Source organism: Streptomyces sp. NPDC031132 (assembly GCF_055570595.1).
In genome coordinates this window covers 555,836-572,361 of the sequence record NZ_JBVIGX010000001.1, presented here as the reverse complement: position 1 = coordinate 572,361, position 16,526 = coordinate 555,836, and the positions used below count along the sequence as shown (strand labels likewise).

General features: G+C 72.1%; 19 protein-coding genes and 1 pseudogene. 2 read left to right on the top strand and 18 right to left on the bottom strand.

Features of this window, described 5'->3' with window-relative positions; translation table 11 throughout:
- Positions 1-121: 121 nt before the first annotated feature.
- Positions 122-550: pseudogene (locus ACZ49B_RS02605) on the top strand (peptidoglycan DD-metalloendopeptidase family protein); the annotation flags it as partial.
- Between the two features lie 224 nt (positions 551-774).
- Here ACZ49B_RS02605 and ACZ49B_RS02600 read toward each other — a convergent pair.
- From ACZ49B_RS02600 to proS, 18 genes are all read right to left on the bottom strand, one after another.
- A complete protein-coding gene (locus tag ACZ49B_RS02600) occupies positions 775-1,332 on the bottom strand; it encodes a TetR/AcrR family transcriptional regulator (RefSeq protein ID WP_468299872.1) in 558 nt (185 codons plus the stop codon).
- Between the two features lie 52 nt (positions 1,333-1,384).
- Positions 1,385-2,221 (bottom strand): RNA polymerase sigma factor WhiG, encoded by an 837-nt coding sequence (gene whiG / locus ACZ49B_RS02595; RefSeq protein ID WP_468299688.1) that lies wholly within the window; start codon positions 2,219-2,221, stop codon positions 1,385-1,387.
- A 209-nt stretch (positions 2,222-2,430) separates the two neighbouring features.
- Positions 2,431-3,651 carry a DNA-processing protein DprA gene (gene dprA, locus ACZ49B_RS02590; RefSeq protein WP_468299870.1) on the bottom strand — a complete coding sequence of 407 codons (1,221 nt, stop codon included), beginning with the start codon at positions 3,649-3,651 and terminating at the stop codon, positions 2,431-2,433.
- Positions 3,652-4,148: 497 nt separating this feature from the next.
- Entirely contained in the window at positions 4,149-5,783 is a 1,635-nt protein-coding gene (locus ACZ49B_RS02585; protein WP_468299686.1) for a YifB family Mg chelatase-like AAA ATPase, read from the bottom strand.
- On the bottom strand, positions 5,783-6,154 hold the full coding sequence (locus ACZ49B_RS02580) for a YraN family protein (RefSeq protein WP_053786130.1): 372 nt from the start codon (positions 6,152-6,154) through the stop codon (positions 5,783-5,785). Before ACZ49B_RS02580 ends, ACZ49B_RS02585 begins: the two co-directional genes overlap by 1 nt.
- Before the next feature lie 124 nt (positions 6,155-6,278).
- On the bottom strand, positions 6,279-6,587 hold the full coding sequence (locus tag ACZ49B_RS02575) for a DUF2469 domain-containing protein (RefSeq protein ID WP_006139554.1): 309 nt from the start codon (positions 6,585-6,587) through the stop codon (positions 6,279-6,281).
- 55 nt (positions 6,588-6,642) lie between these two features.
- The gene (locus tag ACZ49B_RS02570; RefSeq protein ID WP_468299683.1) at positions 6,643-7,149 is read right to left on the bottom strand and encodes an NUDIX hydrolase; all 507 of its coding nucleotides are present in this window, start codon (positions 7,147-7,149) and stop codon (positions 6,643-6,645) included.
- On the bottom strand, positions 7,139-7,951 hold the full coding sequence (gene lepB / locus ACZ49B_RS02565) for a signal peptidase I (protein ID WP_468299681.1): 813 nt from the start codon (positions 7,949-7,951) through the stop codon (positions 7,139-7,141). The genes ACZ49B_RS02570 and lepB (ACZ49B_RS02565) overlap by 11 nt, the downstream gene beginning before the upstream one ends.
- Before the next feature lie 44 nt (positions 7,952-7,995).
- The gene (gene lepB / locus ACZ49B_RS02560; RefSeq protein WP_468299679.1) at positions 7,996-8,898 is read right to left on the bottom strand and encodes a signal peptidase I; all 903 of its coding nucleotides are present in this window, start codon (positions 8,896-8,898) and stop codon (positions 7,996-7,998) included.
- 104 nt (positions 8,899-9,002) lie between these two features.
- Positions 9,003-9,866 (bottom strand): signal peptidase I, encoded by an 864-nt coding sequence (lepB, locus tag ACZ49B_RS02555; protein WP_468299677.1) that lies wholly within the window; start codon positions 9,864-9,866, stop codon positions 9,003-9,005.
- Positions 9,859-10,620: a signal peptidase I gene (gene lepB / locus ACZ49B_RS02550; RefSeq protein ID WP_468299675.1), complete on the bottom strand. Its 762-nt coding sequence runs from the start codon at positions 10,618-10,620 to the stop codon at positions 9,859-9,861. The genes lepB (ACZ49B_RS02555) and lepB (ACZ49B_RS02550) overlap by 8 nt, the downstream gene beginning before the upstream one ends.
- 44 nt (positions 10,621-10,664) lie before the next feature.
- Positions 10,665-11,015 carry a 50S ribosomal protein L19 gene (gene rplS / locus ACZ49B_RS02545; RefSeq protein WP_008737520.1) on the bottom strand — a complete coding sequence of 117 codons (351 nt, stop codon included), beginning with the start codon at positions 11,013-11,015 and terminating at the stop codon, positions 10,665-10,667.
- A 133-nt stretch (positions 11,016-11,148) separates the two neighbouring features.
- A complete protein-coding gene (gene trmD, locus ACZ49B_RS02540; protein ID WP_468299672.1) occupies positions 11,149-11,970 on the bottom strand; it encodes a tRNA (guanosine(37)-N1)-methyltransferase TrmD in 822 nt (273 codons plus the stop codon).
- Positions 11,970-12,533 carry a ribosome maturation factor RimM gene (gene rimM, locus ACZ49B_RS02535; RefSeq protein ID WP_468299670.1) on the bottom strand — a complete coding sequence of 188 codons (564 nt, stop codon included), beginning with the start codon at positions 12,531-12,533 and terminating at the stop codon, positions 11,970-11,972. Before rimM ends, trmD begins: the two co-directional genes overlap by 1 nt.
- 93 nt (positions 12,534-12,626) lie before the next feature.
- On the bottom strand, positions 12,627-12,866 hold the full coding sequence (locus ACZ49B_RS02530) for an RNA-binding protein (protein WP_030011889.1): 240 nt from the start codon (positions 12,864-12,866) through the stop codon (positions 12,627-12,629).
- A 2-nt stretch (positions 12,867-12,868) separates the two neighbouring features.
- Positions 12,869-13,309 carry a 30S ribosomal protein S16 gene (gene rpsP, locus ACZ49B_RS02525; protein ID WP_030859859.1) on the bottom strand — a complete coding sequence of 147 codons (441 nt, stop codon included), beginning with the start codon at positions 13,307-13,309 and terminating at the stop codon, positions 12,869-12,871.
- A 179-nt stretch (positions 13,310-13,488) separates the two neighbouring features.
- Entirely contained in the window at positions 13,489-14,088 is a 600-nt protein-coding gene (locus ACZ49B_RS02520) for a hypothetical protein (RefSeq protein WP_099889267.1), read from the bottom strand.
- A 213-nt stretch (positions 14,089-14,301) separates the two neighbouring features.
- Positions 14,302-15,714 (bottom strand): proline--tRNA ligase, encoded by a 1,413-nt coding sequence (proS, locus tag ACZ49B_RS02515; RefSeq protein ID WP_468299667.1) that lies wholly within the window; start codon positions 15,712-15,714, stop codon positions 14,302-14,304.
- Between the two features lie 131 nt (positions 15,715-15,845).
- On the opposite strand from proS, the gene ACZ49B_RS02510 reads away from it, so the two are divergent.
- The gene (locus ACZ49B_RS02510; RefSeq protein ID WP_468299665.1) at positions 15,846-16,523 is read left to right on the top strand and encodes a methyltransferase type 11; all 678 of its coding nucleotides are present in this window, start codon (positions 15,846-15,848) and stop codon (positions 16,521-16,523) included.
- Positions 16,524-16,526: the final 3 nt, after the last annotated feature.

The following is a 16,526-nucleotide window of genomic DNA, read 5'->3' as shown; positions in this document are numbered from 1 at the left end:
GTCCTGCCCCCGACAAGGGGACCGAGAGACGCTTTCACCCGGCCTGAGCGGCTGGTGCTGGGGCGTGCGAAGTCGACCCGGTGACCCGGATCGCCGTAAGAAGTGTACGGGACCGGGCGGTATGCCAGGTGACGCCGTTGTCCACACCCGGCCGTTTGTCCACAGCCGCCGTCACGCTGCGCGAGCCGGCGGCAACCTGGACGGCATGACGACACTGCTGCTCACGCTGCTGCTGACCCTGGCCCAAGCGCTCGTACCGGGGGCGCGGCCGCTGCCGCCCCCACTGGTGGTGGCCCGCTGGTGGGACCCGCCCCCGACCCCGTACGCGGCGGGGCACCGCGGGGTGGACCTGTCCGCCCGGGTGGGCGCGGAGCTCCGCACGGTCGGTCCGGGCCGGGTGCATTACGCGGGCCTGGTGGCCGGCCGCGGGGTCCTCTCCCTCACGCTCCCGGGGGGCCTGCGCACCACGTACGAACCGGTGCGGCCGCTGGTCGTGGAGGGCGAGGAGGTCACGGCGGGCCAGGTGGTGGCGGTCCTCACGGAGGGCACGCACTGCACGACCCCCTGCCTCCACTGGGGCCTCCTCTCAGGCACGACGTACCTGAACCCCTTGGCCCTCCTCCCCCACCCCACGCCACGACTCCTGCCCCACTCCAGCCCCGCCGGCCAATCCAGCCCCGCCGGCGTTCGAGGCGCGGGCCCGGGGCGGGAGCCCCGAATCGAGCTCCGCCGGCGTTCGAGGCGCGGGGGTCTGGGGGCAGAACCCCCGGGACCTCAGCCCCGTACACCCCGCAGGGCCATGGCCACGGCCGCCTCCGTCACCACACCGGGGTCCTCGGCGGCGCCGAGCTCGATGCGCCGCACGGCGGCATCGACGACGCCCTGCAGGAGCATCGCGGCAAGCCGGGGCTGCTCGTGCCCGAGGGCCCCGAGCGCCTCCACGATCATCGCCACGAGCCCCCCGTGCGCAGCACGGATCTTCTCCCGCGCCCCCGCGTCCAGCTCACTGGCCGAGATCGCCACCACCGCCCGGTGCCGCCGGTCCCCGACCAGCCCGAGCTGGCTCCGCACGTAGGCCTCGACCTTCGCCTCCGGCGACTGGGCCTGTTCCATCGCCGCCTCGATCTCGGCGGCCCACACGGGGAAGTCCACGGCGCACAGCTCTTCGACCACGGCCGCGCGGGAGCGGAAGTACTCGTACACGGAGGACCGGGCGAGGCCGGTGCGCTCCGCCAGGGCGGGGAAGGTCAGAGCTTCCGTCCCGCCTTCGGACAACAGGGAGCGTGCAGCGTCCAGCAGGGCGCCGCGCTGCATCGACCGGTGCTCGGCCACGGAGGCCGCTCGAATCCTGGGCACGCATCCACTCTACGGAGGTGCCGCAAGCTCACCGGCCGACATCCGCCAGCTTGGCCCGCAGTTGGAGCACCGACTTGGTGTGGATCTGACTGACCCGGCTCTCCGTGACGCCGAGGACGTTGCCGATCTCGGCCAGCGTGAGCCCTTCGTAGTAGTACAGCGTCACCACGGTCTTCTCCCGCTCCGGCAGGGTGTTGATGGCCCGGGCCAGAAGCCTGCGCAGCTCGCGGTCCTCGGCCACCTCGACCGGATTGTCGGCGGCGGTGTCCTCCAGGGTGTCCATCAGCGAGAGGCGGTCGCCGCCTTCTCCGCCGACGTGCAGCAGCTCCTCCAGGGCGACCACGTTGGCGAGCGACAACTGGCTGAACACGGCGTGGAGTTCCTCCACGGCGATGCCCATCTCGCCGGCGACCTCGTGCTCGGTCGGGGTGCGGCGCAGCTGGGCTTCGAGCGTGGCGTAGGCCCGCTCCACGGCCCGCGCCTTCTGCCGGACCGAACGCGGGATCCAGTCCAGCGCCCGCAGCTCGTCGATCATCGCGCCCCGGATCCGGGTGATCGCGTACGTCTCGAACTTGATGGACCGCTCGATGTCGAACTTCTCGATGGCGTCGATCAGTCCGAAGACCCCGGAGGAGACGAAGTCGGCCTGTTCCACATTGGGCGGCAGGCCCACGCTGACCCGGCCGGCCACGTACTTCACCAGGGGCGAGTAGTGCAGGATCAGCTGCTCCCGCAGCCGCTCGTCACCGCTCTCCTTGTACGAGCGCCACAGCACCTCGAGGGACGAGGGCGCGGGGGTCCGCACGCTGCCGCGGGCAGCGGGGGGCACCGCAGCGCGGTCAGACCCTGAGGTGTGCTGGGGCATGCTTCGCCTTTGCCGGAGCCGGATTCCTTGGGAGCGTAGCGTGACGGAAGTGTCGCGGTGCGCGAAGAGTACGGGATCGCGCAGGGGCACCGGGGCGTCGTGACTCGCGCGGGAGACCCGGGACCGGCGCCTGGCGCTCGGTCCCGGCGGCTGCCACCGGGAAGACCGCGTCTCTCATCGGCTTCACTCTTTCACCGGAACACCCCAGGTCAACGACCGCCTCGCCGGGTGCCCCCGGTTTGTGTGCCTCCTTCAGGTGATTGTGTGGTCAACTGCCAGCCCTCGCCCTGCCGTTCGACGAACCCCAGAGAGTGAAGTTCGTACAGTCTGCCGATGACTTCATCGGTGCCGGTGCCCGCGGCGAGAGCCACTTCGTCGGCGTGCACGAGCCGGCCGGCCGGGAGTGCTTCGAGCACACGGGCCGTGTCCCGGTTCAGCAGGTCCCGGGCGAGCACGGGGCCGCGCCGCTCGGGAGCCAGTTCGCCTATGCCGCCGACCAGCTCGACCACTTCCGCGGCGTCGGTGACGAGCACGGCCTCACCGCGCAGCAGTTCGTGCACTCCGCCGGACAGCCCGCTGGTGGCCGGTCCGGGGATGCCCATGGTGAACCGCCCGAGCTGCTGGGCCCGCCGTGCCGTGACCAGGGAGCCGCTGCGGTGGGCCGCCTCGACCACGACGGTGCCCCGGGTGAGGGCGGCGATGACCCGGTTGCGCAGGACGAACCGGCTGGGGGTCGGGTGACTGCCGGGCGGCAGCTCGCCCAGCACCAGCCCCTGCTCGGCGATCCGGGCGAGCAGCCCGGCATGGCCGCGGGGGTAGGCGGTGTCCACCCCGCAGGCGAGCACGGCGGCCGTGGCGCCGCCCGAGGCGAGGGCCCCGCGGTGGGCGGCGGCATCGACCCCGTAAGCCGCCCCGGAGACCACCACCCAGCCCCGCTCGGCGAGCCCGGCGGCCAGGGTCTGGGCCATGTGCGCGCCGTACGGGGTGCAGGCCCGGGCGCCCACCACGGCGACGGAGCGCAGCGCCCAGGTCCGCAGAGCCGGTCGGCCCCGCAGCCAGAGCCCGACGGGCCGGGCGTCGCCCAGGTCGTCCAGCTGGGTCGGCCACTGCGCCGAGCCGGGGCAGATGAACCGGCCGCCGCTGCGGGCCGCGGCCGCCAGATCCCGCCGGGGGTCGGCGAGCGCCGCCCGTCTGCGGTATCCGCTGAGCCGCTGCTCCGCCACCCCGGCCAGCGCCGCCGCCTCGCCGGCCGGGCCGGTGAGCAGCCGTATCAGCCGGACGGCGCCGTGTTCGCGCAGCCACCGCCCGCCGTGCTCGTCGCCGGGCTCCAGCACCCGGGTCAGCGCGGCCCGCGCCAACAGCTCCGAATCGAGCCCCTCGGCTGCCCCTGACCGCGCCTCAGACCCGGCCCTGGCCGTGCGCGCCCGCACCACGGCCGGTCCGACCTCGGCAGCCGGCCCTGGCTCGGCAGTCGACTCGGGCACGGCAGCCCGTTCCCCCTCAGCGGCCTGCTCGGATCCGGGGGCCGGGTCGGACCCGACGGCTCCCCCAGGCCCGGCCGCTCCCCCAGGCCCGGCGGCTGTCCCAGGCCTGGCGGCCTGCCCCTGCTCAGCGGCTGGCCCGGCCCGGGTCGGCGGCTCGGGCACGGCAGTCCGTCCCGCCTCAGCGGCCTGCTCGGATCCGGGGGCCGGGTCGGACCCGGCGGCTCCCCCAGGCCCGGCCGCTCCCCCAGGCCCGGCGGCTGTCCCAGGCCTGGCGGCCTGCCCCTGCTCAGCGGCCGTCTCGGGCCCGGCGGACGTCTCAGGTCCGGCGGACGTCTCAGGTCCGGCGGCCGTCTCAGGTCCGGCGGATGGTCCCCGATCGGCGGCCGGCTCGGACTCGGCGGCCGGCCGTGGCTCCGCCGGCGGCCCGGGCTCGGTGGCGGCGCTCATGAGCCTGCTCCCATGGCAAGGGCCGCGCCGCGGGCGATGCCGGTCCGCAGTTCGAGGGCGACGGCCACGTCCAGCGCCTCCGGGCGGTCCCGGCCCTGCAGGTCGGCCACGGTCCAGGCGACCCGCAGCACCCGGTCCAGCCCGCGGGCGGTGAGCAGCCCGCGCTCCAGATCCCGCTCGGCCTGCGCCAGCGCCCCGGGAGCCGCCTGCCAGCGCGTGCGCAGCTCGTGCCCGGGCACCTCGGCGTTGAGCCGCCACGGGGTGTCGGCGAGCCGGGCCGCGGCGCGGTCTCTGGCCTCGCGCACCCGGTCGGCGACGGCTGCCGTGGTCTCCCCGCGGCCGCCGCGCCCCAGGAGGTCGGAGCGGGTGACCGGCTCGACTTCCACCCGCAGGTCCACCCGGTCCAGCAGCGGCCCGGACAGCCGCGCCTGGTAGCGCCGGATCACGGATGCCGGGCACTCGCAGCCGGCGCCGAGCAGGGTGTGCCGCCCGCACGGGCAGGGGTTCGCCGCGAGCACCATCAGGAATCCGGCCGGAAGCCGCACCACCCCGGCGGCCCGGGCGATGACCACGTGCCCCGATTCGAGGGGCTGGCGCAGCGCGTCCAGCGCCTTGGTGCTGAACTCGGCGGCCTCGTCCAAAAACAGCACACCCCGGTGGGCCAGGGAGACGGCCCCGGGCCGGGGCACCCCCGCTCCACCGCCGACCAGGGACTGCATGGTCGCCGAATGGTGGGGCGCGCAGTACGGGGGCCGGGCGACCAGCGGTTCGCCGGGCGGCAGGATCCCGGCGACCGAATGGACGGCCGTGACCTCCAGCGAGTCCTTCCGGGAGAGCGGCGGCAGGATCCAGGGGATCCGCTCGGCCAGCATCGTCTTGCCGGCTCCCGGAGGCCCGCTGAGGAAGAGGTGGTGACCCCCGGAGGCCGCCACCTCCAGGGCCCGCCGGGCGCCGTGCTGCCCGGCGACATCGGAGAGGTCGGGGAAGTCCGGGGCCGTGCCCTCCCCGGCCCGGCGCTGGGAGATCCCGGTGCCGAGCCCGGCGCCGGGAACCACCAGTCCGGCCAGCATCGGGTCCGGCCGCCCCTGTGGACCCGGCGCCTCCTCGTCGGGGACCTCCCCGTCGGTGAGGACGGCGATCAGCTGGCGCAGGCTGCGGACGCCGAGCACGCAGACGTCGGGGACGAGCATGGCCTCGGCGGCGCACTGCTGTGGCACCACCACGTTCCGATACCCGGCATCCGCCGCGGCGAGGACCGCCGGCAGGATGCCCCGCACCGGCCGCACCCGGCCGTCCAGCCCCAGTTCCCCGATCAGCACCAGGTCGGCGATGACAGCGGCATCGACCACCTCGGCGGCGCCCAGCACTGCTGCGGCAACAGCCAAGTCGAAGCCGGCCCCGGATTTCGGTACGGAGGCCGGGCTGAGCCCCACGGTGAGCTTCTTCTGCGGCCATGCGGCCCCCGAGTTCACGACGGCGGCCCGCACCCGGTCCCGGCTCTCGACCAGGGTCTTGTCGGGCAGCCCCACCAGGGTGAAGGCGGCGAGCCCGGGCTCCAGGTCTGCCTGGACCTCCACCACCACGCCGTCGACACCCACGAGGGCGACCGAACAGGCTCGTGCGAACCCCATCACGCCACCCCCCGGACGTGTTCCACCACGGGCGCACCGCGCCGCGGCAGCAGGACTCCCACGAGGTCGATGCGCACCCCGCCCGGGGGTGGTCCGCCGTGGTCGGCGAGCCATCGGCCGGCGAGCCGGCGCAATCGCTCGGCCTTGCCGGGACGGACGGCGGCCATGGGATGTTCGAACTCACCCGCCCGGCGGGTCTTGACCTCGCACACGACGAGGGCGTCCCCGTCCCGCGCGACGATGTCGATCTCCCCGCTGCGGCACCGCCAGTTCCGCGCGATCACGGTCATCCCGGCCTCGGCCAGCCGCCGCGCCGCGAGCTCCTCGCCGTACCGCCCCAATGCCTGCTGTGCCACGCCCTTCGCGTTCATCCGGCACCACCTCCGGCACCGACGATCCCGCGCCCCCGCCCACCTTGTGGATCTTGGTGGACAACCCGGCCGTTGTGGACAACACCCTCACCCTCCCGGGTGAGGGGAGGGGAGGTGAGGGGAATCAGCTGCCGGGCAGTTCGAGGTCGCTCTTGTTGAGCTCCTCGATGTTCACGTCCTTGAAGGTCAGCACCCGCACCTGCTTGACGAAACGCGCAGGCCGGTACATGTCCCACACCCAGGCGTCGGCCATCGTGACCTCGAAGAACACCTCCCCCTGGACCGAGTGCACCTGCATCTCGTAGTCGTTCGTGAGGTAGAACCGACGTTCGGTCTCGATCACGTACTTGAACAGCCCGACGACGTCGCGGTACTCGCGATAGAGCTTCAGCTCCATCTCGGTCTCGTACTTCTCGAGGTCCTCGGCGCTCATGGCATGTTCCCCTTCAGCCGTGCGTCCCCCTATTGTGCGCCAGGCCCGTGCGCCCCTAAACGATTTCCGGGGCCAGGACCACCGGCGCACCCGGAGGACCGTCGTCGAGCAGCGTACGGAGCAGCTCGGCGAGTCTGGTCGGGTACACCGTCTCACGGGCCGCCAGCAGTTCCTCGGAGGTCCACCATCTGGCACCGGTGACGCTGCGCCGCTCCAGTTCGGTGAGCCCGCCCATCTCGGTGCGCGTCTGGGCGGTCCGGCCCAGGTAGTACCACTCGTCCTGCTCCCAGCGCCGCCCGTCGAACGGGAAGGAGCAGTACCGGTGCCACAGCACCGGCCCGAGTTCCACCTCGGTGATCCCGGTTTCCTCGGCGAGCTCCCGCAGTGCGGCCTGCTCCCGGGTCTCGCCGCCCTCGAGGCCGCCGCCCGGGGTGAACCACCAGTGGTCGGCCGGGTCGTCCGGCTCGAAGCCGTGCAGCAGCAGGATCCGGTCCGCGGGGTCCAGCAGGATCACCCGTGCGACCTTGCGGGGGCCGTGTCCGGCGGCCGCCTCAGCGGGCACCGGCCGGCTCCCGCCTCCGCCCGCGCCCCAGGACCCGTACGACGGGGCCGTACGCGGCCCCCAGGACCACCAGGGCGGCTCCGGCCACCACCGCGGCCAGCTGGAGGCGCAGCGGCCCCGGCTGCGAGGTCCCGCCGGGCAGGGAGGCGTACGTGCCGGGCCGCTCGAGCATCGCCATCGAGGGCCAGGCGAGGGCGTCGACCCGGGCGTGGACCGCCGAGCGCGCCACGGTGCCCTGGCCAGCCTCCTGGAGGTGGGCGCGGGAGTCGAGCGAGGCGGACCGCCGGTCGCCCAGCAGGAAGAGGTTGCCCTCGGGCACGGTCACCTCGAACGGCGTGTCGGAGGCCACGCCCAAGCCCGTGCCAGTGCCCGTACCCGTGCCCGCGGCGGCCGCCTCGGGCTTGGTGTGCTCGATGTAGGGCTCGTCGAGTTCCTTGCCGTTCACGGTGAGCCGGCCGCCCTCGCCGCAGCACTTCACGGTGTCGCCGCCGATGCCGACGACCCGCTTGACCATGGGCGAGTCACTCCACATGGAATCAGTGAACACGACCACGTCGCCGCGCCGCACCTCACCGCCGTCGATCCGCTGCGCGAGCACCCGGTCGCCGGGGTTCACCGTCGGCATCATCGAGTCGGTCGGCACCGTGTACGGCTGGTAGACGAGCGCCCCCCATACGAAGGCGCCCAGGAAGAGCACGAAGCCGACGGCCACGGCGACTCCCGACAGCACATGGCCGAGACCGCCGCGGCCGTCCTTGCCACCGCGTATTCCTTCGGTACCGCTTTCCTGCGTTCCGCCCATTGCAGCGCCCCCACACTTCCGGGATCGACGACCTGGGCGGCACCCTACCTGTCGGTAGTCCCGCTGGTCAGCCTCCGCCGGCGCCACATCACGACCGGAACCGCGCCGACGAGGCCCAGCGCGGCCGGACCGAGCCCGACCGGTGCCAGACCGGCGGCCCCGAGACCCAGCGCCGTCGCCTTGGTCTGGTTCCCGATGCCCGGCTGGTCGAACGTGTCCGGGACGGGCAGGGTCGACCAGCGGGTGATGGGCCACGCCACCACCACGGCCCGCCCGACGACCTTTTCGACCGGGACGAAGCCCTGGGTGGAGTCCTGCATGTGGTAGCGGGAGTCCTGCGAGTTCTGCCGGTGGTCGCCCATCACCCAGATCTTGCCCTTGGGCACGGTGAGCGGGCCGAACGGAGCGTCGTCGCACGGGGTGTTGCCGGGGTAGATGTACGGCTCGTCCAGCGCCTTGCCGTTGACGACGACCGGTCCCCCCTTCTTGCACTCGACCGTGTCACCGCCGATGGCGATGGTCCGCTTGATCAGGTCCTTCTCGGCCGCGTCCGGCATCAGGCCGATCTTGCTGAGGACCGTCTGCATGAAGTTGGGCTCCGGGGTGGGCTCCCCGGCCAGCCAGCTCGCGGGGTCGTGGAAGACCACGACCTCGCCGCGCTCGGGCTCGGAGCCGAACCACGGGGTCAGCTTGTCCACGAGCACCCGGTCGCCGCGCTGCAGGGTGTTCTGCATCGAGTCGGACGGGATCGAGAACGCCTGCACCAGGAAGGTCTTGATCAGCAGGGCCAGCAGCAGGGCGATGCCGATGAGGAGCGGGAGCTCCTTCCAGAACGAGCGGTGCGGGCGCGCCTCTGCACCTTCGTCCTCGGCCTCGCGCTCGGCTTCGTCCGGCCGCTCCTCGCCTTCGTCGCGTCCGGATCGCGCGCCTACTGCCACATCCCCCACATCCACTCCTCACTCGCAAGTCGCCGCCCGTGCCGAATTGGTGACGGGCCCTCCCCTCCCTTAACGAGCGGGAGTTCCCTAAGGCGCGGGAGACCGAGGACACACTATGCGAACGGCGGCCGACGACGGCGCCCGCGGCGGCCGCGTCGCCCGCTCGGTGCCGGATCGGGCACCGTACGGAAGGTCGCGGGCTGTTCGAGCTTGCGCCAGTGGTCGAACGGCCAGGCGATGACGACGGCCTGGCCCACGACGCCCTCCTCGTCGATGGTGCCGTCGAAGGCCTCGTCGAGGTGGTAGCGGGAGTCGGCCGAATTCGCCCGGTGGTCGCCCATGACGAAGAGCCGCCCCGGCGGCACCTGGACCTCGAACCTGATTTCGGACGGGGCGTTGCCGGGGCTCACGTACGGCTCATCGAGCGGCGCGCCGTTGACGGTGACCCGGCCCTTGGCGTCGCAGCACATGACGGTGTCGCCGCCGACGCCGATGACCCGCTTGATCAGGTCCTGTTCGTCGGCCGAGGGCAGCAGGCCGATGAAGGTCAGCGTCTCCTTGATCTGCTTGACGCCGACCGGGTCCTCGGGCGGGCGCGCGGCTTCGCCCTTGAGCCAGCCGCCCGGGTCCTTGAACACGACGACGTCGCCGCGCTCGATCTCGGAGCCGAACCACGGCGTCAGCTTGTCGACCAGCACCCGGTCGCCGATCCGGATCGTCTGTTCCATGGACCCGGACGGGATGAAGAAGGCCTGCACGAGGAAGGTCTTGAGGACGAGCGCTATGCACAGCGCCACGATGATCAGCAGCGGTACCTCGCCCACCCGACGGGTGCGCCTGCGCCGCTTGACCCGGCGGGCCAGCCGGCGCCGTTCGGCCCGACCGCCGCCCCCGGCGGCCTCGGGGACCGGCTCGGGCTCCGGATCCGGCTCCGGCTCGGGGACCCGGCCGCCTCTGGGGCGCCCCCGGCTACCCATGACCGCCGCCGGAGGACGGTGTGGCCGTGGGAGTCGATCCCCAGCGCGAGACCGGCCAGCCGATCCGGTCGGCCCGCCCGATCACCTTCTCCACCGGCACCATCCCCCCACCCGGCTCCCCCAAGTGGTCCCGGGAGTCCCGGGACTGGGAACGATGATCACCCATGACCCACAGGGTCCCAAGGGGTACGGCGATCCGGAAGGGCACCTTCGAGGGCGTGTCGCCGGGATACAGGTACGGCTCCTGCAGCGGGACGCCGTTCACCTTGATCCGCCCGCCTGCATCGCAGCACACCACGTCGTCCCCGCCGACGCCCACGACCCGCTTCACGAAGTCGGTGTCGGAGGGCTCGCCGATCCCGAGCGCGGAGGCCGCGCCGTGCAGGGCCTCGCCGATCGGGTTGCCCGCGGCGCGCTCCGGCACGAAGGACCCCGTGCCGTCGAAGACCACCACGTCCCCGCGCTTCGGCTGATCGCCGAAACGGTACGCCAGCTTGTTCACGAGCACCCGGTCCCCGACCTGGAGCGTCGGCTCCATCGACCGGCTCGGGATCAGGAACGGCTGTACGACGAAATTGCTGATCAGCAGCAGGAAGGCCGTGCAGAGCACGCCGAGCATCCCGGCCCGCCGCCAGGTCAGGAACGCACGCCAGCCGGGACGCGCGCGGCGCCCCCACAACGCAAAACGCGGCCGCCCCTCCCCCGTTTCGGGGGAGGAGTGGCCGCGCTGTGTGAGCTCTGCTTCGGTGTCCATCAGGGGCGAGCCTATCCGGCCACCCCGGGGACCCGGAGAGGAGATCAGCGGTCGCGCTTCTCCTTGATCTTCGCGGCCTTGCCGCGGAGCTCACGGAGGAAGTACAGCTTGGCGCGACGCACGTCACCGCGGGTGACGAGCTCGATCTTCTCGAAGATCGGGGAGTTCACCGGGAAGGTGCGCTCCACGCCGACGCTGAAGGAGACCTTGCGAACGGTGAAGGTCTCGGAGACGCCAGAGCCCTGGCGACGGATGACAACGCCCTTGAACTGCTGGATACGGGAGCGGTTGCCCTCGATGACGCGGACGTGCACGTTGATCGTGTCACCCGGGCGGAAGGCCGGGACGTCGGAGCGGATCGAGGCGGCGTTGACGCCATCGAGCAGGTGAGACATGTTCTTCGTCTGCTTTCTTCGCACGACGCCACAGGCCGCCGGTGCGGATTTCCGTAGAGAATTCGGGAGCCGGGTCACTCTGCGGGCGACTGTCCCCCTGTGGCAGGGGCGCACGCGAGCACACAGCAGCCGCCTATTCTTCCACGACCTGCGGCCTACGCCAAAATCGGCCGTCGGCGTCCGGCCGCCAGCCGAGGATGCTCAGCGTCTCGCGGTCCTTCTTGTCGAAGGCGGAGGCCTCGCAGCGCTCGATCAGGTCGGGGCGGTGCTGGGCGGTCCTGCGGAACGCCTCGTCCCGGCGCCAGCGGGCGATCTTCCCGTGGTGGCCGCTGAGCAGCACGTCGGGGATGCCCCGGCCGCGCCACTGCGGGGGCTTCGTGTAGACCGGCCCCTCCAGCAGGTTCGCCATCTCGCCGGGCGCGAAGGAGTCGTCGCGGTGCGATTCGGCATTGCCGAGCACCCCGGGCAGCAGCCGGGCCACGGCCTCGGTGATCACCAGGACTGCGGCCTCGCCGCCCGCCAGCACGTAGTCGCCGATGGAGACCTCGTAGACCGGCATCCGCGTGGCGTACTCGTCCATGACCCGGCGGTCGATGCCCTCGTACCGGGCCGGCGTGAAGATCAGCCAGGGCCTCTCGGAGAGCTCGACGGCCAGTTCCTGGGTGAACGGGCGGCCGCTCGGCGTGGGGACGACCATGACCGGCCCGCGCGCACCGGACTCGTACCCGTCGGCCAGCGCCTCGTCGAGGGCCTCGCCCCACGGCTCGGTCTTCATGACCATGCCGGGACCGCCGCCGTACGGGGTGTCGTCGACCGTGTTGTGCCGGTCGTAGGTCCAGTCCCGCAGGTCGTGGACGTGTACGTCGAGCTGCCCGCGGGCCCGCGCCTTGCCGACGAGGGAGACGTTCAGCGGCTCCAGGTACTCGGGGAAGATCGTGACGACGTCGAGACGCATCAGGCTTCTTCCCCGGCCTCGGCCCCGTTGTCGCGCGTGGAGACGATCTCTGCGCGGTCGTCGATCAGCCCGGGCGGCGGGGTGATGACACAGCGCTGCTCCTCGAGGTCGATCTCGGCGACGATCTCCTCGACGAAGGGGATCATCACCTCGGTGCCGTCGGGGCGCTCGACGATGAAGAGGTCCTGCGAGGGCAGGTGGGAGATCTCGGTGATCCGGCCGATCTCGGTACCGTCCTCCAGCACCACGTCCAGGTCCATCAGCTGGTGGTCGTAGTACTCGTCTTCTTCTTCGGGCAGCTCCGCCGGGTCCACGTCGGCGATGAGCAGGATGTTGCGCAGCGCCTCGGCCCCGGTGCGGTCCTTGACGCCGGCGAAGCGGAGCAGCAGCCTCCCGCTGTGCACGCGGCCCGTCTCGATGGTCAGCGGACCCGCCGAAGCCGGCTCGGTCCGCAGAACGGCGCCGGGCGAGAGCCGCTGCTCCGGCTCGTCGGTCCGCACCTCGACGGTGACCTCACCCTTGATCCCGTGGGCGCGGCCGATCCGCGCGACAACCAGCTCCACTTGTTTCTCCTGTTCAGACGACGACGGGCCGGGGCGGGCACGAATGCCCTCCCCGGCCCGTGCCGGTGATTCACGTTCTCAATGAACCAAGTCTCAGCGGACCTGGTCCACGTCGACGAGGTCGACGCGGATCCCCCGGCCGCCGATGGCGCCCACGACGGTACGCAGGGCACGCGCGGTGCGGCCGTTGCGGCCGATCACCTTCCCGAGGTCGTCCGGGTGAACCCGAACCTCGAGCACCTGCCCGCGACGCAGGTTGCGCGAGGCGACCTGCACTTCGTCGGGGTTGTCCACAATGCCCTTTACGAGGTGCTCAAGAGCCTCCTCGAGCATGCTCAGGCCTCGGTCGACTCGGCGGTGGCCTCAGCCTCGTCCGCCTTCTTGTCGGCCTTCTTCGCCTTCTGCGTGATGGCCTCGCCCTTGGTCTCGCCGATGCCCTCGAGGGCCTTGGCGAACTCGTCGAAGGAGCGACGCTTGCTCTCCTTCGTCTCCGGCTGCAGCAGCGGCGCGGGGGCCGGGAGGCCCTTGTGCGCCTGCCAGTCACCGGTCAGCTTCAGGATGGCGAGCACAGCCTCGGTGGGCTGGGCGCCGACCGACAGCCAGTACTGCGCACGCTCGGCGTTGACCTCGATGCGCGACGGGTTGTACGTCGGGTGGTAGATACCGATCTCTTCGATCGCGCGACCGTCCCGACGGGTACGGGCGTCGGCGACGACGATGCGGTAGTGCGGCTGGCGAATCTTGCCGAGGCGCTTGAGCTTGATCTTGACTGCCACTGGAGTGGTGTCTCCTGAACTTGACGTGGTTGGGCACATGAGATGCCACGTGGGGTTGCGGTACTCGGGTGCCCGATGGACGCGTCAGCCGGAGGAGAGAGGGGTCCTATGCGACTGTCGAGTACAGCTAGCCATTGTGCCACATGCCTGCGGCGCTTCTCACGGGGAGTCGGCCGGGCTCAGGAAGCGGCAGCGGACAGCGCCACCTCGGGGATGCGGAACGGCTTCATGCAGCCGCCGCACACGATCGGCGCCTGGGCCAGCACGGACGGGACCACCCGCACGTTGCGCCCGCAGTCGCAGACCGCCTTGACGCGGACACCGCCACCCGAGGAGCCGTGCCGGGCGGCCGGCCCGCGGAAGCTGCGCTTGGTGTCGGCGGCCGTTGCGGCCGTGTGCGCCTTCAGCGCGCGCTGCAGCCGCTCCATGGTGGGGCGGTAGCGCTTCTTCGCCTCGGGATTGAGCGAGACCAGCGAGAAGCCGCTGCTGGCATGCGGCTCGTCGGAGTGGTCCAGCCCCATCTCCTCGGCGATCGCGAGGAATCTGCGGTTGTGGTAGCGGCCTGCTCGCGAGGTGTCGCGCACTCCGCGGGCGGCGGCGATGCCGTGGACTGCCTCGTGCAGCAGTCGCTCGAAGGAGAGCTCGGCGCCGCAGGCGGACGAGGACTCTCCGATCAGGGACTCGGGCGCGGCAAGGTCAGGCAGCTCGGGGTGGTACCGCTGAATGTCGGCCCACGCCTGCGCCAGCTCTGCGGCGAGAACAGGTGGTGTCGTGCTCACGTCGTGACAACGAGCCGGAGTGCCCCGGTGTTCCGATTCCGGGCCATTCCAAATTTTTTGCACGTACCAGTCAGTTCAGTCTCATGCGTCCTGACGAGGACGGGTGCGCCGATCCCAGGAGGAGTCGGTACGTAACGACGACCAGACCGACACGAACCCGCCCCGGCGCGCGGCTCGTGCCGTGCGCCGGGGCGGGCCGGTGGTCGGGGTCGGTCAGTACGAGCGCGCGACGACGGCGAGCGTACCGGGGGCGTCGTCCGCCTCCGGAACCGATCCGTCCTCGGCGATCAGGCAGCGTACGGACACGGCCTGCTCGCCCAGCTTGGCCTCGCCCTCGGGGCCGAGGTCGGCCCACGGGATCCGCGCCCAGCCGCCGGCGACGGCGGCCTCGGCGGCCTCCTCGATGGTGGAGACGTCGGAGGTACGGGCCAGGCGGCGCTCGCGGGACTCGCGCAGCAGCTGCGCCTGGTCCTCGTCGAGCACCTTGGGCAGCAGGTCGGCGAGCGCGTCGATCTGCACGGGCTCCTTGCCGCCCGGGATCCGGCGCGCCAGCATCGCCGTGCCGGCCTCCAGGTCGCGGGGGCCGATCTCGATGCGGACCGGTACGCCCTTGAGCTCCCAGTCCACGGCGCGGCGGCCGAAGGGGGTGTCGACGCGGTCGTCGACCTGCACGCGCAGGCCCGCGGCCTTCAGCTGCGCACCGAGCTCGCGGACCTTCGCGACGGCCTCGTCGCCCTTGATCGCCATGACGACGACCTGGACGTGCGCGAGGCGCGGCGGGACGCGCAGGCCGTTGTCGTCGCCGTGGGACATGATCAGACCGCCGACCATGCGGGTCGAGACGCCCCACGAGGTCTGCCAGACGAGCTCCTGCTTGCCTTCCTTCGACAGGTACTGCGTGTTGAAGGCCTTGGCGAAGTTGGTGCCGAGCTCGTGGCTCGTGCCCAGCTGCAGCGCCTTGCCGTCGCCCATCATGCCCTCGAGGGTGAGGGTGTTGATGGCGCCGGCGAAGCGCTCCTTGGCAGTCTTACGGCCGAGCACGACGTCGATGCCGAGCACGTTCGTCATGAAGTCGCCGTACACGTCCGTGTGGATGCGGGCGGCGTAGTCGCGGGCGTCCTCGTACGTGGCGTGGGCCGTGTGGCCCTCCTGCCAGAGGAACTCACTCGTACGGAGGAACACGCGCGGGCGCATCTCCCAGCGGACGACGTTGGCCCACTGGTTGATCAGCAGGGGCAGGTCGCGGTAGCTCTGGACCCACTTCGAGAAGTAGTCGTTGATGATCGTCTCGGAGGTGGGCCGGACCACGACCGGCTCGTCCAGCTCCTTGCCGCCGCCGTGCGTGACGACGGCGAGCTCGGGGGCGAAGCCCTCGACGTGCTCGGCCTCGCGCGTCAGGTACGACTGCGGGATGAACAGCGGGAAGTACGCGTTCTGGGCGCCCGCGTCCTTGATGCGCGCGTCCATCTCCTGCTGCATCCGCTCCCACAGGCCGTAGCCGTACGGCCGGATGACCATGGTGCCGCGTACCGGACCGTTGTCGGCCAGCTCGGCCTTGTTGATCAGATCCTGGTACCAGCGGGGGAAATCCTCCGCCTGGGGGGTGAGAACGGGTGCCTTTGCCATGGCGCGAATGGTACGGCGCCGGGCACTCGATGCGTGAATCGGGTGGCGCACTCCTCTGGACGCGGGGGCGAATGGGGAGTTCTCTGGCAACGGGGGCAAGGGGGCGACAAGGAATCAGGAGCGCTCTTTCGATGACACCGACGCCGACGGCGACGCTCGTCGCCCGGGACTGGGCGGAGATCCAGGAACGGATGCTGGTACCGCTGTACGAGGCGGTCTACGACCGGCTGGAGGTCGGGCCGGGCGACCGGCTGCTCGGCCTGGACTGCGGGGCCGGGCTGGCCCTGCTGCTCGCCGCGGGGCGGGGAGCCGCCACCACGGGGGTGGAGGCGGATCCGGCGCGCCGGGAACTGGCGCGTGAGCGGCTGCTGGAGGTGGTCCCGGCCCCGCCGGCCGCCGCGCGGCCGTACGACGTGCTGCTGGCCTTCTCGCCGTCCGAGGCGGCCCTGGCCGCGGCCCTGCCTGCGGTCCGGCGGGGCGGGGCGGTGGTGCTGGCCGACTGGGGCCCGGCGGAGCGGTGCACCGTGCCTGCGGTGCTGGGCGGCGGACCCGCGCCGCAGGATCTGGACGCGGCGGTGGCGCGGGCGGGCCTCTCGCCCGACGGATCGGGCCGGGTGTTCTGCCCCTTCGGGTACGCGGACGTGGACAGCGCGGTACGGGGGCTGCTGTCGGCGGGGCTGTACGAGTCCACCTCGGATCCGGCGCAGGTCGAGAAGGAGCTCACGGAGGCCCTTCACCCGTATGAGCGGCCGGACGGCACCGTCTGGCTGCCGAACATCTTCCGCTACGTGATCGCCCGCGTGCCGTAGCCG